Raw genomic sequence first — 19,894 nt, forward strand, 5'->3', positions numbered from 1 at the left:
TTATGGGTAAATAAAAAGCAATAATACGATTTTGAATAAAGCTAAATTAGTTGCTTGATAACCAAACATTCAAATAATAACAATTTTATTAATGACTTAATTTTGCTAATAAAACACCAAAAACAATAACAACACAGGCAATGACTCGCATGACGTTGAATTTTTCTTTAAGAAAAGCAATGGATAAAAACATGGCAAAGAGTACGCTAGTTTCTCTAACTGCGGCGACCATGACAATCGGTGCTTGGCTCATCGCCCATATGGCAATGCCATAGCTAATGAGTTGCATTAACCCACCTAGCAACCCTGAACGCCAGTATTGTTGAATTCCAACAAGTAGGGTACCACGATATTTGATAAGGCCAGGTACAGCTAACACAATTCCATTTAAAAGAAACAGCCAAAGCGTGTACACGACAGGGTCTTCACTTGCTCTGGCACCATAGCCATCGGATAGGGTATAGCAAGCCGTAAAGAAGGCGGTTGATAAGGCAAAAACTAGTGCTTTTCCCTTAATATTCAATGTGAATTTTTTACCCGCAAAAGCAATGAGCACTACGCCACTAATAATGCACAAAACACCAATAAGACCCATTAGTGGAATTAGCTCATTAAATAGCAAAGCACCTAGTACTGCTGTCATTAATGGCGCAGAACCACGTGATATTGGGTAAATTTGGCTTAAATCGCCATGTGTATAAGCCTGACTTAAAAAATAGGTATAGCCAATATGAAACAGTACCGATAACGCTAACCAATGGATAGCTTCTGGTGATGGTAGGCCTAACCAAAGTATTGCTGGTATCGCTAAGGCGCCAGAAAAAACAGAAATCATGACCAGGCCGAAAAAACGGTCATTACCAAATTTAACTATAGCGTTCCAGCTTGCATGGCAAAAAGCTGCAAACAGCACAGAAAGTAATACGTAAGTTGTCATCGTTAAATTGTAATCATTAGTATTTTATTAGCAATCTAAACACATTGTTTTGCGAAACGTTTGGCAAATATTTTGTAAATAGTCTTCCATATTTATCGTTTTTACAAAAGGTATCGAAGAAAGAAACAGGCAAGTTTTTCTTGTGCAAATAAAAGGGATAAATTTTGATGTACTAGAAAAGTTGAATTTATAAAGTCTGTTTATCACAAAATTTATTATTTGTTTTTATAAAAGTTGTCTATAGTAAAATTAACGTTTTTTTCTCATTTGCCGTGATCTCTAACCCAAATAAGTCGGTAATTCCGAGTGTTAAGCGATAAATAAACGATTTTTTACGAATTAATAATTAGCATAGTATTAACATTCAAAAAAACATTGGGGTTAACTATATGACAGCAATTATTCGTAAATTTTTAAGGTTAGAAGCAGCAGGGGGCTTACTTCTGATTATTGCTGCCATAGTCGCTTTAATAATGGCTAACTCACCATTACAAGGGGCTTATCAGCAATTTTTAGATATTCCTGTATCCATTAAAATATCAGAGTTTGGTTTAGATAAGCCGCTGATATTATGGATTAATGACTTCCTAATGGCGATTTTCTTTTTGGTGGTCGGCCTTGAAGTAAAGCGCGAATTATTAGAAGGATCCCTTGCAGGACGTGATAAAGCGATATTTCCAGCAATCGCAGCTTTAGGAGGGATGATTGCCCCAGCATTAATTTACTTATTATTTAATGGTGGAGATGCAGTTACCCAGCAAGGTTGGGCAATACCTGCCGCTACAGACATTGCTTTCGCGCTAGGTGTGATGGCCTTATTAGGTAAGCGAGTACCAACAGAACTTAAGGTGTTCTTATTAGCATTAGCTATTATTGATGACCTTGGTGTTATTGTGATTATTGCCTTTTTCTATACAAGTTCTGTTTCCTTGGTTGCATTGGGGCTGTCAGCACTGTGTATTGCCATTCTCTGTATGATGAATTGGCGTAGAGTAGAGAATACAGCGGCTTACTTAGTTATTGGGTTAATATTATGGGTGTGCATTTTGAAATCTGGAGTGCATGCCACATTAGCAGGGGTCATTGTTGGCTTCTTGATCCCTTTACATGGTACTAACCAGACCAAGCCTTCAGAAGAATTGGAACACGTTTTACATCCATGGGTTGTTTACTTAATTCTACCTATTTTTGCGTTTGCTAATTCGGGTGTGCAACTTCAAGGTGTGACTTTTGAAGGTTTGTTGAGCCCACTGCCATTAGGAGTCGCTGCGGGGCTAATTTTGGGTAAGCCAATTGGGATTTTTCTGTTTAGTTGGATTTCGGTAAAACTTGGGTTTGCAAAATTGCCAGAGTCGATTAACTTAAAACAAGTTTTTGCCGTTTCTGTACTGTGTGGGATCGGTTTTACTATGTCTATTTTTATAACCGGCCTCGCATTTGATGGGCTGGATGAGGTGTATAGTACCTATTCGCGCCTAGGAATCTTGATTGGTTCTACGCTAGCTGCATTTTTAGGTTACTTTATGTTAAGAGTAGTGTTACCGAAACAAAAAGAACTAACCTAGTACAAGCTTATTGTGTAATTTTGCAAATTATTAGTAAGAATTTCCGAACTAATAATCTATGATATACCGTAGTGTGTTTTTTAATACACTACGGTATTCATTTTAAAGGCTCTGAAAAGTATGAGCTGCGGGTAAATGTGTATGGTCAATAGCGGGTTACATAGCTAGTGACGGTACCGAAGGAATCGATATGCGGGTTTCACATCTTAATTTTAACCATCTTTACTACTTCTGGCATGTATGTAAAGAAGGCTCTGTCGTCGGAGCAGCAGAAGCGCTTTACCTGACTCCTCAGACAATTACAGGGCAAATAAAAGCATTGGAAGAGCGATTAGGTGGAAAGTTATTCAAAAGGCAGGGGCGAGGTTTGGTGCCATCTGAGCTTGGGCAATTAATTTTTCGCTATGCAGATAAAATGTTCATGCTTAGCCAAGAAATGCTAGATATCGTCAATTACAGCCGTGAATCTAATTTATTGTTTGATGTTGGGGTCGCAGACACGCTCTCAAAACAGCTAGTTAGTAAAATATTAGAGACTACGGTTGTTGAGCATGAACAAATTCATTTACGTTGTTTTGAATCAACGCATGAATTACTATTAGAACAGCTTAGCCAACATAAATTAGATATGATTTTGTCTGACTGCCCTGTGGACTCATCACAACAAGAAGGCTTGTTCTCGGTGAAGTTGGGCGAGTGCAATATGAGTTTCTTTTGTCGTCAGCCGATCCCTAAAAAGCCATTTCCTGAATGTTTAGAGGAACGTCGCTTATTGATTCCAGGGCGGCGATATTTGTTAGGTAGGCATATCTTAGCTTGGATACGAAATAAAAACCTGCAAGTAGAAGTGTTAGGTGAGTTTGATGACGCAGCGCTTATGAAAGCATTTGGCATGCATTATAACGCGATTTTTGTTGCTCCATCGCAGTATACACCTGACCTTTTAGGTGGCGAAGATATTGTAGAGTTAGGCCGTTTAGAGAGCGTAAAAGAAGAGTACTACGTTATTTTTGCAGAAAGAATGATCCAGCACCCAGCCGTGCAGCGAGTGTGTAATAAAGATTTCTCAGATTTATTTTCAGTTCCGCTTGATAGCTTAGATAAAAAATAGTAACAAATAAAAAACCGGCATAAGCCGGTTTTTTTAAGCTAATCAAGAAGCAAAATTACATTGCTTTGATTTGAGCAACTAAGTTAGCTTTATGACGTGCTGCTTTATTTTTGTGGATCAGGCCTTTAGTAGCATGGCGATCAACAATAGGTTGCATGTCATTGAATGCTTTCTGAGCAGCTTCTTTATCGCCTGCAGCGATAGCAAGGTAAACTTTCTTGATAAAAGTACGTACCATAGAGCGACGGCTAGCGTTATGCTGGCGACGTTTCTCTGACTGAACGGCACGTTTCTTAGCTGATTTGATATTAGCCAAGGTCCAACTCCCAAATGTATTCTATTGAGGACAATTCAAAGGTCGAGGAATATGCCCTTTCGCCCTTCATTTGTCAATGGATTTGTGCAAATAAACATCGTGTACTTCGATGCTCATGCGTTGTGAATGGTGCAAGATTCTATCAGCAAATATAAGAAGAATACAGATCTTAGCGTGAAAAAATGCATAATTGATGGCAGAAATTTAAAAAGAACTAAGGGTAAAAATATTTTTTAGTCTGTCAATCAGTGGGTAGTATGAAAATTAAACATGTTGTGGTTGCTTTTTGTTCTTTTTAATCGTTTGGTTATAACCATTGAAGTGTAAAACATAAAAATATAATATTTTTAGAGACCTTGGAACAAATTTGTTGTATTGATAATCCATTGGTTACCCCAAAGTTTTTGATATTCGAATCCAATAGCTCTGCTTGGGAGCGTAATAACCCACTAATTGCATAAAAATAGTGCGGAAAAAATCGTGTAGAGATCAAAAAAATAGGGTTTAATGAAACCTTTTGCGAACTAAGGTTAACCTTATGCGTCGTACAAGGTATAATCCTGCAATTTCCTCGGTATTGAGCCTGTTATGGAGCTAATTCGCGGTATACAGAATATCCGGGCGTGCCACCATGGTTGCGTGCTGACTATCGGTAATTTTGATGGTGTTCATCGTGGGCATCAGGTTTTACTTCAAAATTTGAAACTTAAGGGTGCGCAGTTAGGGTTGCCAACTGTCGTGATGATATTTGAGCCACAGCCCCTTGAATTTTTTATTGGTGACAAAGCGCCAGCGCGTTTGACGCGTTTGCGAGACAAAGTTAAATACCTTGCAGATAGTGGTATTGATTACCTCTTATGTGTTGAATTTAACCAGCACTTTGCGTCATTAACACCTGCTGAGTTTGTTTCTGACTTACTTGTCAGTAAGCTTGGTGTAAAGTACCTCGCTATAGGTGATGATTTCCGCTTTGGGAAAAATCGCATGGGGGACTTTGCTTTTTTACAACAAGCGGGTAGTGAATTTGGTTTTGAAGTTGCAGATACAGAAAGCTTTTGTGATTCAGGGCTCCGTATCAGCAGTACAGCGATACGAAAAGCCATTCAAGAAAATAATCTTGAATTAGCAGAAAGCCTGTTAGGGCACTCTTATCGTATTAGCGGGCGTGTGGTTCATGGTAACCAACTTGGTAGGACAATAGGTTTTCCAACGGCAAACCTACCGTTAAAACGTTTAGTCACACCAGTAACTGGTGTATATGCTGTAGAAGTTTACGGTTTAGGTGATAAGCCTTTACCGGGTGTGGCAAATATTGGCACACGTCCGACTGTATCTGGAAAAGGAACACAGTTAGAAGTTCATCTGATTGATGCAAATATGGATTTATATGGGCGTCATATCGATGTAGTGTTACGTAAGAAATTACGTGATGAGCAGCGGTTTGCTTCGTTGGAAGCGCTTAAGGAGCAAATTGCTAATGATGTAATTGCAGCGAGAGAGTATCTTACTGCAATAGGAATCAGATAATTTAGCGGAAAATTGGAACTGAGAATCGATGAGTGACTATAAAAATACCCTGAATCTACCGGAAACAGGGTTCCCAATGCGTGGCGATCTCGCTAAACGCGAACCACAGATGTTAGAGCGCTGGTACAAAGAAGGTTTGTATCAGGCAATCCGTAAAGCAAAATCGGGCAAGAAAACCTTTATTCTGCACGATGGTCCTCCGTATGCTAACGGCAGTATTCATATTGGTCACTCAGTTAACAAAATTCTCAAAGATATTATTATTAAGTCCAAAGGGTTGGCGGGTTATGATTCCCCATACATCCCAGGTTGGGACTGCCATGGATTACCGATTGAACATAAAGTTGAACAAATCGTCGGTAAGCCAGGGGAAAAAGTTTCCGCTGCTGAATTTCGTGCACAATGCCGTCAATACGCTAAAGAGCAAATTGAAGGGCAAAAAGCTGATTTCATGCGTCTTGGTGTTTTAGGTGAGTGGGATAAACCTTATCTAACAATGGATTTTAAAACCGAAGCTCATATTATCCGAGCATTGGCTAAAACCATTGCAAATGGCCATTTAGTGAAGGGGGCAAAACCTGTTCACTGGTGTACTGCTTGCGGTTCTTCATTAGCGGAAGCTGAAGTTGAATATTATGATAAAACCTCACCATCTATCTATGTTCGCTTCCCAGCCGTAGATGGCAAGGCTGTGTGCGAAAAATTTGGCATTGTTAGCGAAAAAACACCTTCGTTAGTCATCTGGACAACAACGCCTTGGACTTTGCCAGCTAACCGCGCGATTTCTTTAAACCCTGAGTTTAAATATGATTTAATCGAAGCAAATGGTGAGTTACTCATTTTAGCTGCTGACCTTGTCGAAGAGGTAATGAAAACGATAGGGGTTGAAGCGTGGGCAGTTCTAGGGGAGTGTGAGGGTTCTGCACTTGAACTTTTACGTTTCAATCATCCATTTATGGGCTTTGATGTGCCTGCAATTTTGGGTGACCATGTGACATTAGACGCGGGTACTGGTGCTGTTCATACTGCACCAGGCCACGGTCCTGAAGACTATGTGGTTGGTCAGAAATATGGCTTAGAAACAGCGAACCCTGTAGGGCCAGATGGTTGCTTCTTACCAAATACTTACCCAACATTAGATGGCGTGTTTATTTTTAAAGCTAATGACCTTATCGTTGAATTATTGAACGAAAAAGGCGCATTACTATACAAACAAGCGATTCAACACAGCTATCCATGCTGCTGGCGCCATAAGACTCCAGTTATCTTCCGTGCTACGCCACAGTGGTTTATCGGTATGGATAAAAATGGTTTACGTGAACAATCGCTGAAAGAAATTGATATTGTTCAATGGATCCCGGGTTGGGGGCGCGCACGTATTGAATCAATGGTTGAAAACCGCCCAGACTGGTGTATTTCTCGTCAACGTACTTGGGGTACCCCAATGTCGTTGTTTGTTCATAAAGACACTGAAGAGTTACACCCTCGTACATTAGAATTAATGGAAGAAGTGGCTAAGCGTGTTGAAGTGGATGGCATCCAAGCATGGTGGGATCTTGACCCTGCTGAGCTGTTGGGTGATGAAGCCGAAACATATCGTAAAGTACCTGATACCTTAGACGTATGGTTTGACTCAGGTTCAACGCACTTTGCGGTTGTGGACGCACGTCCTGAATTCCATGGTAATTCAGCGGATATGTACCTTGAAGGGTCAGATCAACACCGCGGCTGGTTTATGTCATCATTGATGTTATCAACCGCAATGAAAGGTAAAGCACCTTATCGCCAAGTATTGACACATGGCTTCACTGTTGATGGCCAAGGCCGCAAAATGTCTAAATCTTTAGGCAACACAGTGAGCCCTCAAGATGTCATGAATAAACTGGGTGCAGATATCTTACGTTTATGGGTTGCATCAACGGATTACACTGGCGAAATCGCGGTTTCAGATGAAATTTTAAAACGCGCGGCTGACTCATACCGCCGTATTCGTAATACTGCACGTTTCTTACTGGCTAACTTAAATGGTTTTAATCCTGAAACCGACATGGTGAAACCAGAAGATATGGTGGTTTTAGACCGCTGGGCGGTGAGCCGTGCTTTAGAAGCTCAGCAAGAGATAGCCAAAGCTTATGATGAGTACGATTTCTTATCTGTTATCCAAAGATTAATGCATTTCTGCTCCATTGAAATGGGGTCATTTTATCTGGATATCATCAAAGACCGTCAATACACCGCGAAAAGTGATAGCTTAGCGCGCCGTAGCTGCCAAACTGCGTTATTCCACATTGTTGAAGCATTAGTGCGTTGGATGGCTCCGGTTCTGTCGTTTACTTCTGATGAAATTTGGAATGAGTTACCAGGAAAACGCGCTCAATTTGTTCTTACCGAAGAGTGGTATGACGGCTTATTTGGTTTAGATGAATCAAATGAAATGAACAACAGCTTCTGGGCTGAGTTGTTAGCGGTTCGTGGTGAAGTGAATAAGGTGTTAGAACAAGCGCGTACTGATAAGCTTATCGGGGGCTCATTAGAAGCCGCTGTGACTTTGTATGCCGATAAAGCTCTGGCTGAAAAACTACAAAGCCTTGGTGATGAATTACGCTTTGTTTTACTGACATCACAAGCCCATGTCGCTGATATTGCAACGGCTCCAGCAGATGCGCAAGAAAGCGAATTGAAAGGCCTAAAAATTGCTTTCAGTAAAGCGGCGGGTGAAAAATGCCCTCGTTGCTGGCATTATGCAAGTGATATCGGTTCTTCGAGCGAGCAACCAGAAATTTGTGGTCGCTGTGTCACTAACGTAGCCGGTAACGGCGAAACGCGTAAGTTTGCTTAATGAAGACGCCAGTTTGTTCTACCGGTTTGCGTTGGTTATGGTTGACCATTGTGATCATCGTTGCGGATTTAGGCATTAAGCAATTAGTGCTTAGTGATCTAAATCTGTACGAGCCACACCCGATAATGCCATTTTTCAACATAATGTACGCACAAAATTTCGGAGCGGCATTCAGTTTCTTGGCTGATGAAGGTGGTTGGCAACGTTGGTTCTTTGCGGGTATTGCAATTGGGATATCTGTAATCTTGATGGTTATGATGTATCGCCAAAGTGCACAAAAACGCCTATCAAATATTGCTTATGCATTGATTATTGGCGGTGCTATCGGTAATTTAAGCGACCGTTTAGTCCATGGCTTCGTTATCGATTACCTTGATTTTTACGTTGGTAATTGGCATTGGCCGACATTTAACCTAGCGGATATGGCGATATGTATTGGTGCGGCACTTGTCATTTTTGAAGGTTTTTTACCTGATAAATCAAAGCAAGAAAAAGCCAAATAAGATGGCAGCGTACTAGGTTAGAATGTAATAACTCACAGCCCAGATTTTCTGGGCTGAATTTTATGATAAATAGGTTTGGTTTATGTCTACTCAAATACAGGCACAGAGCTCTGTTTTACTGCATTTCACATTGAAATTGGAAGATGGCTCTACGGCTGACTCCTCGCACGCACAAGGAAAGCCTGCGTTATTTGTTTTAGGGAATGACTCCTTATCGCCAGAACTTGAAGCCCAATTGATTGGCCTTAATGAAGGTGAAAAGAAAAGTTTTTCGCTGCCCGGAGATACTGTTTTTGGGAAACATAACCCTGACTTAGTTCAATATTTTTCATTGCGTGATTTTATAGAAACAGGCATTCCTGAAATTGGTACGATAATGCTATTTACGGCGATGAATGGCAGTGAAATGCCAGGTGTAGTAAAATCAATTGAAGGTGAGTCGATTACTATTGATTTTAATCACCCTCTCGCAGAGCAGCAGATTAGTTTTGATATCGAAGTGCTTGAAGTAGACCCGCAATTGGAGAATCACAATGCAAATATTAATGGCTAACCCTCGTGGGTTTTGTGCAGGCGTAGACCGCGCAATTAGCATCGTAGAAAGGGCGTTAGAAATATATGGTGCTCCGATTTACGTTCGTCACGAAGTGGTTCATAACCGTTATGTTGTTGATGATTTACGTCAACGTGGTGCTATCTTTATTGAGGAAATCTCAGAAGTACCAGATGGGTCTATTTTGATTTTTTCTGCGCATGGCGTTTCCCAAGCTATTCGTCAAGAAGCTCGCTCTCGCGATCTCACCATGTTATTTGATGCGACTTGTCCTTTGGTTACGAAAGTTCATATGGAAGTTGCACGCGCTAGCCGTAAAGGCAAAGAGGCTATTTTAATTGGCCACGCTGGGCATCCAGAGGTCGAAGGTACGATGGGGCAATATAGCAACCCTGAAGGTGGGATGTATCTTGTTGAAAGCCCAGAAGATGTTTGGAAACTGAAAGTGAAAGATGAAAATAATCTCTCTTTCATGACACAAACAACGCTTTCTGTTGATGATACTTCTGATGTCATTGATGCGCTGACATCTCGCTTTCCAAGTATCGTTGGGCCTCGTAAAGACGATATTTGTTATGCAACGACTAACCGCCAAGAAGCAGCGAGAGAGCTTGCAGAACGCGCTGATGTTGTTTTAGTCGTCGGTTCTAAAAACTCATCAAACTCAAATCGTCTTGCAGAGTTAGCTTCGCGTATGCAAAAACCAGCCTATTTAATTGATGGTGCAGAAGATATTAAAACGGAATGGTTAGCGGATAAAAATATTATTGGCTTAACTGCTGGGGCATCTGCTCCTGATATTCTAGTTAGGCAAGTTATTGATAGACTTAAAGAATTAGGGGCTGATTCTGTTGTTGAATTGCAAGGGCGTGAAGAAAATATCGTCTTTGAGGTTCCTAAAGAATTAAGAGTTGAGGTTAAAGAGATTAATTAATCATTTGATTTCAATTACAGGAACAGCCGCTTTATGATCCCGATCTCGCGGCTGTTTTAACCTTTCCATTCAAATAGTTCCTTTCGAATATCCTCTGAATTAAAACTTTTACTGATAATCCTTTCTCTCTCTACGCTTTTGTTAATAACGATACATTTTTGCTAGCGGAATATGGTCAGGATAGTTAATCTGTATCACAATCATTTCTAAACTATGGGTAAAAATAGTTTTTTTATCCTAAACAACAGTTCAAATTTATCGATTTGCATTAATTAAAAAAGGATAAGCCATGGCAAATTCAATGGTACGAGTCGCAATAGTTGGTGCCGGTGGGCGTATGGGGCGCCAGCTAATTCAAGCCGCGCAACAACAAGATGGAATTCAATTAGGTGCCGCGATTGAGCGCGAGGGCTCATCACTTATCGGGACTGATGCAGGGGAGCTCGCAGGTATCGGTAAGCTAGGTATTGCCATTGTTGATTCACTTAATCAGGTTGTTAATGATTTTGATGTTGTCATTGATTTCACGCGCCCAGAAGGGACTTTACACTATCTTGCATTTTGTAAAGCAAACCAAAAAGCCATGGTAATTGGAACGACAGGGTTTGATGAGCAAGGTAAGCAAGCCATTGCCGAAGCGGCGAAATCTATTCCTATTGTCTTTGCGGCAAATTTCAGTGTTGGTGTCAATGTGGTGCTGAAATTACTGGAAAAAGCAGCAAAAGTGATGGGAAATTACACTGATATTGAAATTGTTGAAGCACATCACCGCCATAAAGTGGATGCGCCATCAGGTACGGCTTTGGCTATGGGAGAGTCTATTGCTAGTGCACTTGGGAAAGACTTAAAAGAGTGTGCGGTATATACCCGTGAAGGTTACACCGGGGAACGAGAACCTGGAACTATTGGCTTTGCAACTATCCGTGCTGGGGATATTGTGGGTGAACATACTGCAATGTTTGCAGATATTGGGGAGCGAGTTGAAATTAGCCATAAAGCCTCTAGCCGTATGACCTTTGCAAATGGCGCAATAAAAGCCTCAGGGTGGGTTTGTGCTAAAAATAATGGGTTATATGATATGAAAGATGTGCTTAATCTAGATGGTTTGTAGTTTTTTTATTTTTTATTTTTCTTTTAAATTATAATCTTAAAATTGATTTTTGTTATTATGATATCGATTTGAATTATTTTTATTCAAATCGATATTAATTTATGTTTTAATGGTTTTTATCTTCAGTTTTGCTCGTTAATTATCCTTTCTTCCTTCTTTTAGCTGGGTTATTATCAATAAACTAGTTATCTTGCTTTGCAACCGTTTACTTATTCATATTTACTGCTATTTATACTACTCATCCAACTAAAAGTGAGGTAGTTAAGTAAAAAAGTAAGATAAAAGTGAAAAAAATGCATTTTTTTCTAGACAAGACCCTATCTCATCATTAGAATGCGCGCAATTTGCCAAAAATTTGCTTAAAAACTCATTTTGGCATTGATTTAGATCGTAAAATCTGAATTAATATGCAAAAAACGTGATTTATTATTCTCCGGAGGGTGTTTTGATTAAGTCAGCTATATTGGTTCTGGAAGACGGAACCCAATTCCACGGGCGTGCTATCGGTGCAGAAGGCGCTGCAGTTGGAGAAGTCGTTTTCAACACGTCGATGACCGGATATCAAGAAATAATTACAGACCCTTCCTATTCCCGCCAAATTGTTACTCTCACTTATCCCCATATTGGTAATGTCGGCACTAATGCTGATGACGAAGAATCCCCAAATGTTCATGCACAAGGCTTAATCATTCGTGACTTACCATTGGTTTACAGTAACTTCCGCGGGCAAGAAGGGTTATCCGAATATCTAAAACGCCATAATGTCGTGGCGATTGCGGATATCGATACACGTAAATTAACACGTTTACTGAGAGAAAAAGGCGCTCAAAACGGTTGTATCATTGCGGGTGATAACCCTGATGTTGCACTCGCATTGGAAAAAGCGCGTAGTTTTTCAGGTTTGAATGGGTTGGACTTGGCAAAAGAAGTCTGCACTAAAGAGATTTATAACTGGTCCCAAGGTTCATGGACGCTGGAAAATGGCCAGCAAGGCGCGAAAACTGCGGAAGAACTCCCTCTACATGTTGTTGCTTATGACTTCGGTGCAAAGCGTAATATCTTACGTATGTTAGTTGACCGTGGTTGCCGTTTAACGGTGGTGCCAGCAACTACACCAGCAGAAACCGTATTGGCGATGAACCCCGATGGTATTTTCTTATCGAATGGCCCTGGTGACCCGGCTCCTTGTGATTATGCAATCAAGGCAATTGAAACATTCTTAACCACAGAAATCCCAGTATTTGGTATTTGTTTAGGGCACCAATTACTCGCTTTGGCCAGCGGTGCTAATACCATGAAAATGAAGTTTGGCCATCATGGCGCTAACCATCCGGTTAAAGATTTAGACAAAGATGTGGTGATGATCACGGCGCAAAACCATGGTTTTGCGGTTGATGAATCGACACTTCCCGACACACTGCGCGTGACTCACAAGTCACTGTTTGATGGAACATTGCAAGGTATTCACCGTACGGATAAACCAGCATTTAGTTTTCAAGGCCATCCAGAAGCAAGCTCAGGGCCACATGATGCGGCAAATTTGTTCGACCATTTCATTGAATTAATTAATGAATACCGTCAAAACACACCTCGTCAAAACGCACAATAATCGGGAGCAAAAAAATGGCAAAACGTACTGATATAAAAAGCATTCTGATTTTAGGTGCCGGCCCAATTGTAATTGGCCAAGCATGTGAATTTGACTATTCAGGTGCCCAAGCGTGTAAAGCACTGCGTGAAGAAGGTTACCGCGTAATCTTAGTTAACTCGAACCCAGCGACTATTATGACAGACCCAGAAATGGCGGATGCAACTTACATCGAGCCGATTCACTGGGAAGTTGTGCGTAAAATTATTGAAAAAGAGCGCCCAGATGCAGTATTACCGACCATGGGGGGCCAAACCGCATTGAACTGTGCGCTTGAATTAGAGCGTAAAGGCGTTTTAGCCGAGTTCGGTGTCACCATGATTGGGGCGACTGCTGATGCAATAGATAAAGCAGAAGATCGCCAACGCTTTGATAAAGCAATGAAAAAAATCGGCTTGGGCACTGCACGCTCAGGTATCGCACATAATATGGAAGAAGCATTTGCTGTTGCCGATGCGGTAGGCTTTCCCTGTATTATTCGCCCATCATTTACGATGGGAGGTACCGGTGGCGGTATCGCCTATAATCGCGAAGAGTTTGAAGAAATTTGTACTCGCGGTTTAGATTTATCCCCGACTAACGAATTATTGATAGATGAATCGCTGATTGGTTGGAAAGAATACGAAATGGAAGTTGTCCGCGATAAAAAAGACAACTGTATTATCGTTTGTTCCATTGAAAACTTCGATGCCATGGGGATCCATACAGGTGACTCTATCACCGTAGCACCAGCTCAAACACTGACTGATAAAGAATACCAAATCATGCGTGACGCATCGATGGCAGTATTGCGTGAAATCGGCGTTGAAACAGGTGGCTCTAACGTTCAATTTGCGGTAAACCCTAAAGATGGGCGCTTAATTGTTATTGAAATGAACCCGCGGGTTTCGCGTTCATCAGCGCTTGCCTCTAAAGCAACAGGCTTCCCAATTGCAAAGATTGCGGCAAAATTAGCCGTGGGCTATACCCTTGATGAGTTAATGAATGATATCACTGGTGGCCGTACCCCTGCATCATTTGAACCTTCCATTGACTACGTTGTGACAAAAATTCCGCGCTTTAACTTTGAAAAATTTGCGGGCACGAATGACCGACTCACAACGCAAATGAAATCGGTTGGCGAAGTGATGGCTATCGGTCGCACATTCCAAGAATCAATGCAAAAAGCGTTACGTGGGTTAGAAGTGGGCGCAACAGGCTTTGACCCGAAAGTGGCTCAAGAGGACCCTGAAGCTCTGACTCGTATCCGTCGTGAATTAAAAGATGCTGGTGGAGAGCGTATTTGGTTTATTGCGGATGCATTCCGTGCGGGGCTTTCTGTTGATGGTGTTTTCAATTTAACCAATATTGACCGCTGGTTCTTAGTGCAAATCGAAGAACTGGTACGTTTAGAAGAAGAAGTGGCTGAATTAGGTATCAATGGCCTGACCAAAGACTTCTTACGTGTACTCAAACGGAAAGGTTTTGCAGATGCCCGTTTAGCTAGTCTAGTCGGGGTTTCTGAAGCAGAACTGCGTAAATTACGTCAAGGCTATGATTTACATCCTGTATATAAACGTGTTGATACCTGTGCGGCAGAATTTGCAACAGATACGGCTTATATGTATTCCACTTATGAAGATGAGTGCGAGTCAAACCCAAATAATGCTAAACCGAAGGTGATGGTATTAGGCGGTGGGCCAAACCGGATTGGGCAAGGGATTGAATTTGACTATTGCTGCGTGCATGCATCTTTAGCGTTACGCGAAGACGGCTATGAAACCATTATGGTCAACTGTAATCCTGAAACCGTTTCAACTGACTATGATACATCAGATCGCCTCTATTTTGAGCCAGTGACACTGGAAGACGTACTTGAAATTGTGCGTATCGAGCAGCCAAAAGGCGTGATTGTGCAATATGGTGGTCAAACACCATTGAAATTAGCGAGAGCGTTGGAAGCTGCCGGTGTTCCTGTTATTGGTACGAGCCCAGATGCCATCGACCGCGCAGAAGATCGTGAACGTTTCCAGCAGGCCGTTAATCGCTTGAACTTGAAGCAACCACAGAACGCAACTGTCACAGCGATTGAGCAAGCCGTTGAAAAAGCAGCTGTTATTGGCTACCCGCTGGTTGTTCGTCCATCCTATGTACTAGGTGGCCGAGCAATGGAAATTGTATATGATGAAATCGATTTACGTCGCTATTTCCAAACCGCGGTAAGTGTCTCTAACGATGCGCCAGTGCTACTTGACCGTTTCCTAGACGATGCGGTTGAAGTTGACGTAGATGCGATTTGTGACGGTGAGATGGTACTGATCGGCGGTATCATGGAACACATTGAGCAAGCTGGTGTGCACTCTGGTGACTCCGCATGTTCTCTACCTGCTTATACGCTTAGCCAAGAAATCCAAGATGTAATGCGTGAACAAGTTCGTAACCTTGCCTTTGAGTTACGTGTGCGTGGCTTGATGAACGTGCAGTTTGCAGTCAAAAATAATGAAGTTTACTTAATTGAAGTCAATCCACGTGCGGCAAGGACTGTGCCTTTTGTTTCTAAAGCAACGGGTGTGCCATTAGCGAAAGTTGCAGCGCGTGTGATGGTAGGGCAAACCTTGGCACAGCAAGGGGTGACGGAAGAGGTTATTCCACCATATTACTCTGTGAAAGAGGTGGTATTGCCATTCAATAAATTCCCTGGTGTTGACCCAATTCTTGGGCCTGAAATGCGTTCAACAGGCGAAGTAATGGGCGTCGGCCGGACATTTGCTGAAGCTTTTGCTAAAGCGATGTTAGGCAGTAGCTCGACGATGAAAAAATCAGGCCGTGCACTGTTATCTGTTCGTGAGGGAGATAAAACTCGCGTGGTTGATTTAGCTGCTAAGCTGTTAAAACACGGCTTTGAGCTGGATGCTACTCACGGCACTGCGATTGTGTTAGGAGAGGCTGGTATTAACCCACGCCTCGTCAATAAAGTTCATGAAGGTCGTCCACACATTCAAGATAGAATTAAGAATGGTGAATATGATTACATTGTGAATACCACCGCAGGGCGTCAAGCCATTGAAGACTCAAAATTAATTCGTCGCAGTGCATTGCGTTATAAAGTCCACTATGACACGACGTTGAATGGTGGGTTTGCCACTACGATGTCGCTCAGTGCAGACCCAACCGATACGGTAATCTCTGTACAAGAAATGCATGCATTAATTAAGTAATAATTTAACGTTATCTATATAAGCCTCAGTATTCAATCTACTGGGGCTTTTTTATTGCTATTCTATAAAGCCATCTCCTGACGAGAGGGAAATTGTCTGCTGATATAATGGATAAGATGGAATTTTAATAAAAAGTGCAAAGTGGTGATTGACTCTCACGTAACGTGAGGCACTAACCTTAGTCGCAATTACAGGAGGAACATATGCTATTTCAAGTTGGTGAGATCGCGGAAAAAACAGGATTAACCATCCGTACACTTCATCATTATGAAGAAATTGGCTTATTGGTACCAACTGCAAGAACCGATGCAGGTTATCGGCTTTACAACATGCAATGCATAGAGCGTTTAACGCAAATTCAATTGTTACGGCAAGTTGGAGTCAAACTGAAAAACATCGGTGAATTACTGGATGGCCAGAGTGGAGATATGACGAGTTTGCTGCAAGAGCGAATTGCACTATTAACGGAACAAATGGAGCAAATGGCGACATTACGTAATCGATTAGAGCAATTACACAGGCAAATGCAAACGGGGAATACTTTAACTCAGGCTGATTGGTTTTCTGTATTGGAGATGATGTCGATGTTTGATAAATATTTTACCCCTCAAGAATTGGAACAATTGCCATTATATACGGCGCATACGCTGAAAAACCAAGAGTGGCAACAGCGAGTAGCAACGGTAAGCAAGCTGATGGAACAAGGTGCAACACCTCAATCTACAGAGGTGCAACAAATTGCACATGAATGGATGACAGCGTTAGAAAGAGATACCGGAGGAAACCCTGATTTCTTTGCACGACTGAATCAAATTCATTTATCGGATAACACGTTAGCTTATTCATCAGGCATTTCTGTCGCAATGATCCAATTTGTTGCAGAGGGTTTTAGTGAATACCAATTATCACTGTTTAAACCCCATTTAACCGCGGAGCAATTTGCTTTTGTTCAGCAACATTATTTTGCTTCAGGGCAGGTGTGGCCTGAGTTAATTGCGGGTTTATATAATGCATTAAAAGCCCAAAAATCCCCAGATTCACCTGAAGTACAACAATTAGCACAAACATGGTTAACGATGTTCAACCAGTTTACGGGGGGAGATCCTGAGCTACAAGAGAGAATTCGGGCTATTTATCGTGAAGATCCCAAAATTTCTCAAGGGACATGGATGACTGCAGAAATTGGTCAGTACTTATTTTCTGCTATTAGTAGTTTGATGACTGAATAACCTCAATGGCCGCTGACTAGCGGCCATTGAGGTTGTTGACAAAGCGGGATAAAAGCTTGGTTTTTCCCGCTTTGTGTTATCAGCCGAAAATCAATAAATTGATTTTTCTAGTTTATTTTCAAAACCTATTCGACTTGCCGCCAAACATAATATGTTTGTCAGCAGTCTGAATGGCTGCTGACTAGCGGCCATTGTTCAGTCATATTATGATTTCTCTTTGCTACTCGAGAGTGCTTTGCGGTGTTTCCAGTACATTACAATTGAGCCAATTAGGCCACTAATCAGTAGGATAACTGGGATAATCATCAGAGCACTAATCACAATTTGCTCGTGTTCTTTCACAAAAGGAATTTGGTTTAGGGCATACCCTAAGGTGACAATCAAACCAACCCATAACAAACCACTTAACCAGTTAAAAAACTGGAAACGGCGGTGGCTTAATTCAGATAACCCAGCAAGCAAAGGTAATATCGTTCTGACAAATGCAAGAAAGCGCCCTATAAGTAGCGCGTATAAACCTTGCTTATTAAACATATTGTTTGCTTTGGTGTGATATTCCTCAGGGATTTGTGCTAACCAGCGCTTCACAACCTTAGTTTCACTTAACCATCGGCCTTGCAGAAAGCCCAGCCAGCAACCTAAACTGGCTGCGGTTGTTAGCAATAATATCGTGGGTATAAAGTGCAAAACCCCTTTGGCAATTAATGCACCAGAAAGGATCAACAAGGTATCACCGGGTAAGAAAGCGGCGGGAAGGACGCCATTTTCTAAAACAATGACAACAAAAAGTACGGTATAAATAACCCAAAGCACTTCAGGGTTGGAGAGTTTAAGGAAATCGTGGTGCCAAAGTGCCAGTACGATTTCGCGTAGGACTTCCATAATCATTCCTGTATCTGCGTAAAAGCGAATTTCTTTATTATCTATATTACAGGAAAAAAAGGGTTCAAGTTTGATTTGTTTGAAGAATTAATCATTTAGTGAAAAAATTGCAGGAAACATTTAACGCAGCTCCTGCAATTAATATATTGATTTTTAATTTAAATTCTTTCGAAAGCTAATTGTAAGTCGTGAATTAAATCATCGGTGTGCTCTAGGCCTATATGCACTCGGAAGAAGGTTCCTTCTTTTGGTGAAAAATCATACTGCCGCATATTGAGTAAATCTTCTTTTTGGTATCCCAAAATTAGCGACTCAAAACCACCCCATGAATAACCCATTTTAAAATGATTAAAATTATCAAGAAAAGCGGTAAATTGCTCAGTGGTTAAGCGTGATTTTAGTTGGAAAGAGAAAAGGCCATTAGCACCTGTAAAATCACGGATAAAGAATTCATGGCCAGGTGAATTCTCTAGTGCAGGGTGAAATACCTGTTCAACTTCAGGGCGTTGTTGTAACCAGTTAGCGACTTGTAAGCTATTAATTTGATGCTGCTTTAAGCGAGTCGGCAATGTATGTAGTCCTCGATTAGCCATATAAACGGTGTCTGGATCAGCCGTTTGGCCTAAGAGATATGAATTTTCGCGCAATGTTTCAATACAGCGTTGGTTTGCCACAGCAAGGCCGAGCATACCGTCGGAATGGCCATTGATATATTTAGTTGCTGATTGGATTGATACGTCAACATCAAATAATAAAGGTTTAAGTAAAACACCAGCAGCCCAAGTGTTATCAATCATAATCACAATTTCAGGGGATTTCGCACGTATTGTCTTTACGATTGTCGGTAAATCATGAACTTCCATGGTGATAGAACCGGGGGACTCTAAGAATACAATACGCGTATTAGGCTGAATTAAATCAGCGATACCCGTTCCGATGAGTGGATCAAAATACGTGGTTTGGATATTTAACTTAGTGAGAATATTGTCGCAAAAATTTTGAGTTGGGTCATAAGCTGAGCCTGTAACAAGGATATGTTCGTCAGCAGAAATAAACGACAAAATGGCATTTGTGATAGCTGCTGCGCCTGATGGGTAAAGGACGCATCCAGCACCTGATTCTAATTCTGTCATGGCCTCTTGAAAAGCGAAATGAGTTTGCGTACCACGACGCCCATAAAATAATACGCTATTTGCACGATGGCGAGTTGCATGACGTTTCTCTTCGAGCGTATCAAAAATGATAGAAGATGCTCTCTGAATTACGGGATTTACCCCTTTTTGTGTGTACTTAGGGTTCCGACCAATATGGACTAATTGTGTTTCAGGTTTTATTTCTGCCATGATTTTTCCCTACACAGAGTGTGAACTGGTTAAACTTAGAGGTGATTTATACTAAGACGTTAAATGATCCTGATAGAAATGTAACTTGAGTATTCTTCAACTTTCAAACAGTAGGTAAATTTTAATTGTAAGATTGGGAATGAACATTTAATTGAACCGCGAATTATTAAGGAAAATAACCGCATAGTAGAGAAGGTCA

15 protein-coding genes are annotated in these 19,894 nt (G+C 41.3%); 11 read left to right on the plus strand and 4 right to left on the minus strand.

Features of this window, described 5'->3' with window-relative positions; all coding sequences use genetic code 11:
- Positions 1–88: 88 nt before the first annotated feature.
- A complete protein-coding gene (locus M1F17_RS03200; protein WP_094961932.1) occupies positions 89–937 on the minus strand; it encodes an EamA family transporter in 849 nt (282 codons plus the stop codon).
- 389 nt (positions 938–1,326) lie between these two features.
- Between M1F17_RS03200 and nhaA the strand changes: the two genes are divergently transcribed.
- Positions 1,327–2,502 (plus strand): Na+/H+ antiporter NhaA, encoded by a 1,176-nt coding sequence (gene nhaA, locus M1F17_RS03205; RefSeq protein WP_004905642.1) that lies wholly within the window; start codon positions 1,327–1,329, stop codon positions 2,500–2,502.
- 190 nt (positions 2,503–2,692) lie between these two features.
- Positions 2,693–3,613, plus strand: a complete 921-nt coding sequence (nhaR, locus tag M1F17_RS03210) for a transcriptional activator NhaR (protein ID WP_004914690.1) — start codon at positions 2,693–2,695, stop codon at positions 3,611–3,613.
- Positions 3,614–3,668: 55 nt separating this feature from the next.
- Here nhaR and rpsT read toward each other — a convergent pair whose 3' ends face one another.
- On the minus strand, positions 3,669–3,929 hold the full coding sequence (gene rpsT, locus M1F17_RS03215; RefSeq protein ID WP_004914688.1) for a 30S ribosomal protein S20: 261 nt from the start codon (positions 3,927–3,929) through the stop codon (positions 3,669–3,671).
- 588 nt (positions 3,930–4,517) lie between these two features.
- Here rpsT and ribF point away from each other — a divergent pair.
- From ribF to M1F17_RS03260, 9 genes are all read left to right on the plus strand, one after another.
- Entirely contained in the window at positions 4,518–5,456 is a 939-nt protein-coding gene (gene ribF / locus M1F17_RS03220; RefSeq protein ID WP_096864532.1) for a bifunctional riboflavin kinase/FAD synthetase, read from the plus strand.
- 28 nt (positions 5,457–5,484) lie between these two features.
- A complete protein-coding gene (gene ileS / locus M1F17_RS03225; RefSeq protein WP_110592418.1) occupies positions 5,485–8,295 on the plus strand; it encodes an isoleucine--tRNA ligase in 2,811 nt (936 codons plus the stop codon).
- Complete coding sequence (gene lspA, locus M1F17_RS03230) at positions 8,295–8,798, plus strand: signal peptidase II (RefSeq protein WP_004905631.1); 504 nt, start codon at positions 8,295–8,297, stop codon at positions 8,796–8,798. The genes ileS and lspA overlap by 1 nt, the downstream gene beginning before the upstream one ends.
- An 82-nt stretch (positions 8,799–8,880) precedes the next feature.
- Positions 8,881–9,351, plus strand: a complete 471-nt coding sequence (gene fkpB / locus M1F17_RS03235) for an FKBP-type peptidyl-prolyl cis-trans isomerase (protein ID WP_004905629.1) — start codon at positions 8,881–8,883, stop codon at positions 9,349–9,351.
- Entirely contained in the window at positions 9,332–10,285 is a 954-nt protein-coding gene (ispH, locus tag M1F17_RS03240; protein ID WP_004905626.1) for a 4-hydroxy-3-methylbut-2-enyl diphosphate reductase, read from the plus strand. Before fkpB ends, ispH begins: the two co-directional genes overlap by 20 nt.
- Positions 10,286–10,574: 289 nt before the next feature.
- Positions 10,575–11,396, plus strand: a complete 822-nt coding sequence (dapB, locus tag M1F17_RS03245) for a 4-hydroxy-tetrahydrodipicolinate reductase (protein WP_004905622.1) — start codon at positions 10,575–10,577, stop codon at positions 11,394–11,396.
- A 445-nt stretch (positions 11,397–11,841) separates the two neighbouring features.
- Positions 11,842–13,005, plus strand: a complete 1,164-nt coding sequence (gene carA, locus M1F17_RS03250) for a glutamine-hydrolyzing carbamoyl-phosphate synthase small subunit (RefSeq protein WP_153673989.1) — start codon at positions 11,842–11,844, stop codon at positions 13,003–13,005.
- A 14-nt stretch (positions 13,006–13,019) separates the two neighbouring features.
- A complete protein-coding gene (carB, locus tag M1F17_RS03255; protein WP_004905617.1) occupies positions 13,020–16,241 on the plus strand; it encodes a carbamoyl-phosphate synthase large subunit in 3,222 nt (1,073 codons plus the stop codon).
- Positions 16,242–16,444: 203 nt separating this feature from the next.
- Positions 16,445–17,470 (plus strand): MerR family transcriptional regulator, encoded by a 1,026-nt coding sequence (locus M1F17_RS03260; protein WP_004905612.1) that lies wholly within the window; start codon positions 16,445–16,447, stop codon positions 17,468–17,470.
- A 204-nt stretch (positions 17,471–17,674) separates the two neighbouring features.
- Here M1F17_RS03260 and M1F17_RS03265 read toward each other — a convergent pair whose 3' ends face one another.
- Both M1F17_RS03265 and metC read right to left on the minus strand, forming a co-directional pair.
- Positions 17,675–18,352, minus strand: coding sequence for a DedA family protein (locus M1F17_RS03265; protein ID WP_004905610.1), 678 nt, complete (start codon positions 18,350–18,352; stop codon positions 17,675–17,677).
- A gap of 158 nt (positions 18,353–18,510) precedes the next feature.
- Positions 18,511–19,695, minus strand: coding sequence for a cystathionine beta-lyase (metC, locus tag M1F17_RS03270; RefSeq protein ID WP_112307829.1), 1,185 nt, complete (start codon positions 19,693–19,695; stop codon positions 18,511–18,513).
- Positions 19,696–19,894: the final 199 nt, after the last annotated feature.

This window comes from Providencia sp. PROV073 (genome assembly GCF_033688125.1).
Classification (GTDB): domain Bacteria; phylum Pseudomonadota; class Gammaproteobacteria; order Enterobacterales; family Enterobacteriaceae; genus Providencia; species Providencia hangzhouensis.

What these genes read in the sequence shown, in the direction of transcription:
- metC (WP_112307829.1), bottom strand. Translation starts at nt 19,695, where the DNA reads ATGGCAGAAATAAAACCTGAAACACAATTAGTCCATATTGGTCGGAAC.
- M1F17_RS03200 (WP_094961932.1), bottom strand. Translation starts at nt 937, where the DNA reads ATGACAACTTACGTATTACTTTCTGTGCTGTTTGCAGCTTTTTGCCAT.
- M1F17_RS03260 (WP_004905612.1), top strand. Translation starts at nt 16,445, where the DNA reads ATGCTATTTCAAGTTGGTGAGATCGCGGAAAAAACAGGATTAACCATC.
- dapB (WP_004905622.1), top strand. Translation starts at nt 10,575, where the DNA reads ATGGCAAATTCAATGGTACGAGTCGCAATAGTTGGTGCCGGTGGGCGT.
- ribF (WP_096864532.1), top strand. Translation starts at nt 4,518, where the DNA reads ATGGAGCTAATTCGCGGTATACAGAATATCCGGGCGTGCCACCATGGT.
- nhaA (WP_004905642.1), top strand. Translation starts at nt 1,327, where the DNA reads ATGACAGCAATTATTCGTAAATTTTTAAGGTTAGAAGCAGCAGGGGGC.
- carB (WP_004905617.1), top strand. Translation starts at nt 13,020, where the DNA reads ATGGCAAAACGTACTGATATAAAAAGCATTCTGATTTTAGGTGCCGGC.
- M1F17_RS03265 (WP_004905610.1), bottom strand. Translation starts at nt 18,352, where the DNA reads ATGGAAGTCCTACGCGAAATCGTACTGGCACTTTGGCACCACGATTTC.
- fkpB (WP_004905629.1), top strand. Translation starts at nt 8,881, where the DNA reads ATGTCTACTCAAATACAGGCACAGAGCTCTGTTTTACTGCATTTCACA.
- ileS (WP_110592418.1), top strand. Translation starts at nt 5,485, where the DNA reads ATGAGTGACTATAAAAATACCCTGAATCTACCGGAAACAGGGTTCCCA.
- ispH (WP_004905626.1), top strand. Translation starts at nt 9,332, where the DNA reads ATGCAAATATTAATGGCTAACCCTCGTGGGTTTTGTGCAGGCGTAGAC.
- lspA (WP_004905631.1), top strand. Translation starts at nt 8,295, where the DNA reads ATGAAGACGCCAGTTTGTTCTACCGGTTTGCGTTGGTTATGGTTGACC.
- nhaR (WP_004914690.1), top strand. Translation starts at nt 2,693, where the DNA reads ATGCGGGTTTCACATCTTAATTTTAACCATCTTTACTACTTCTGGCAT.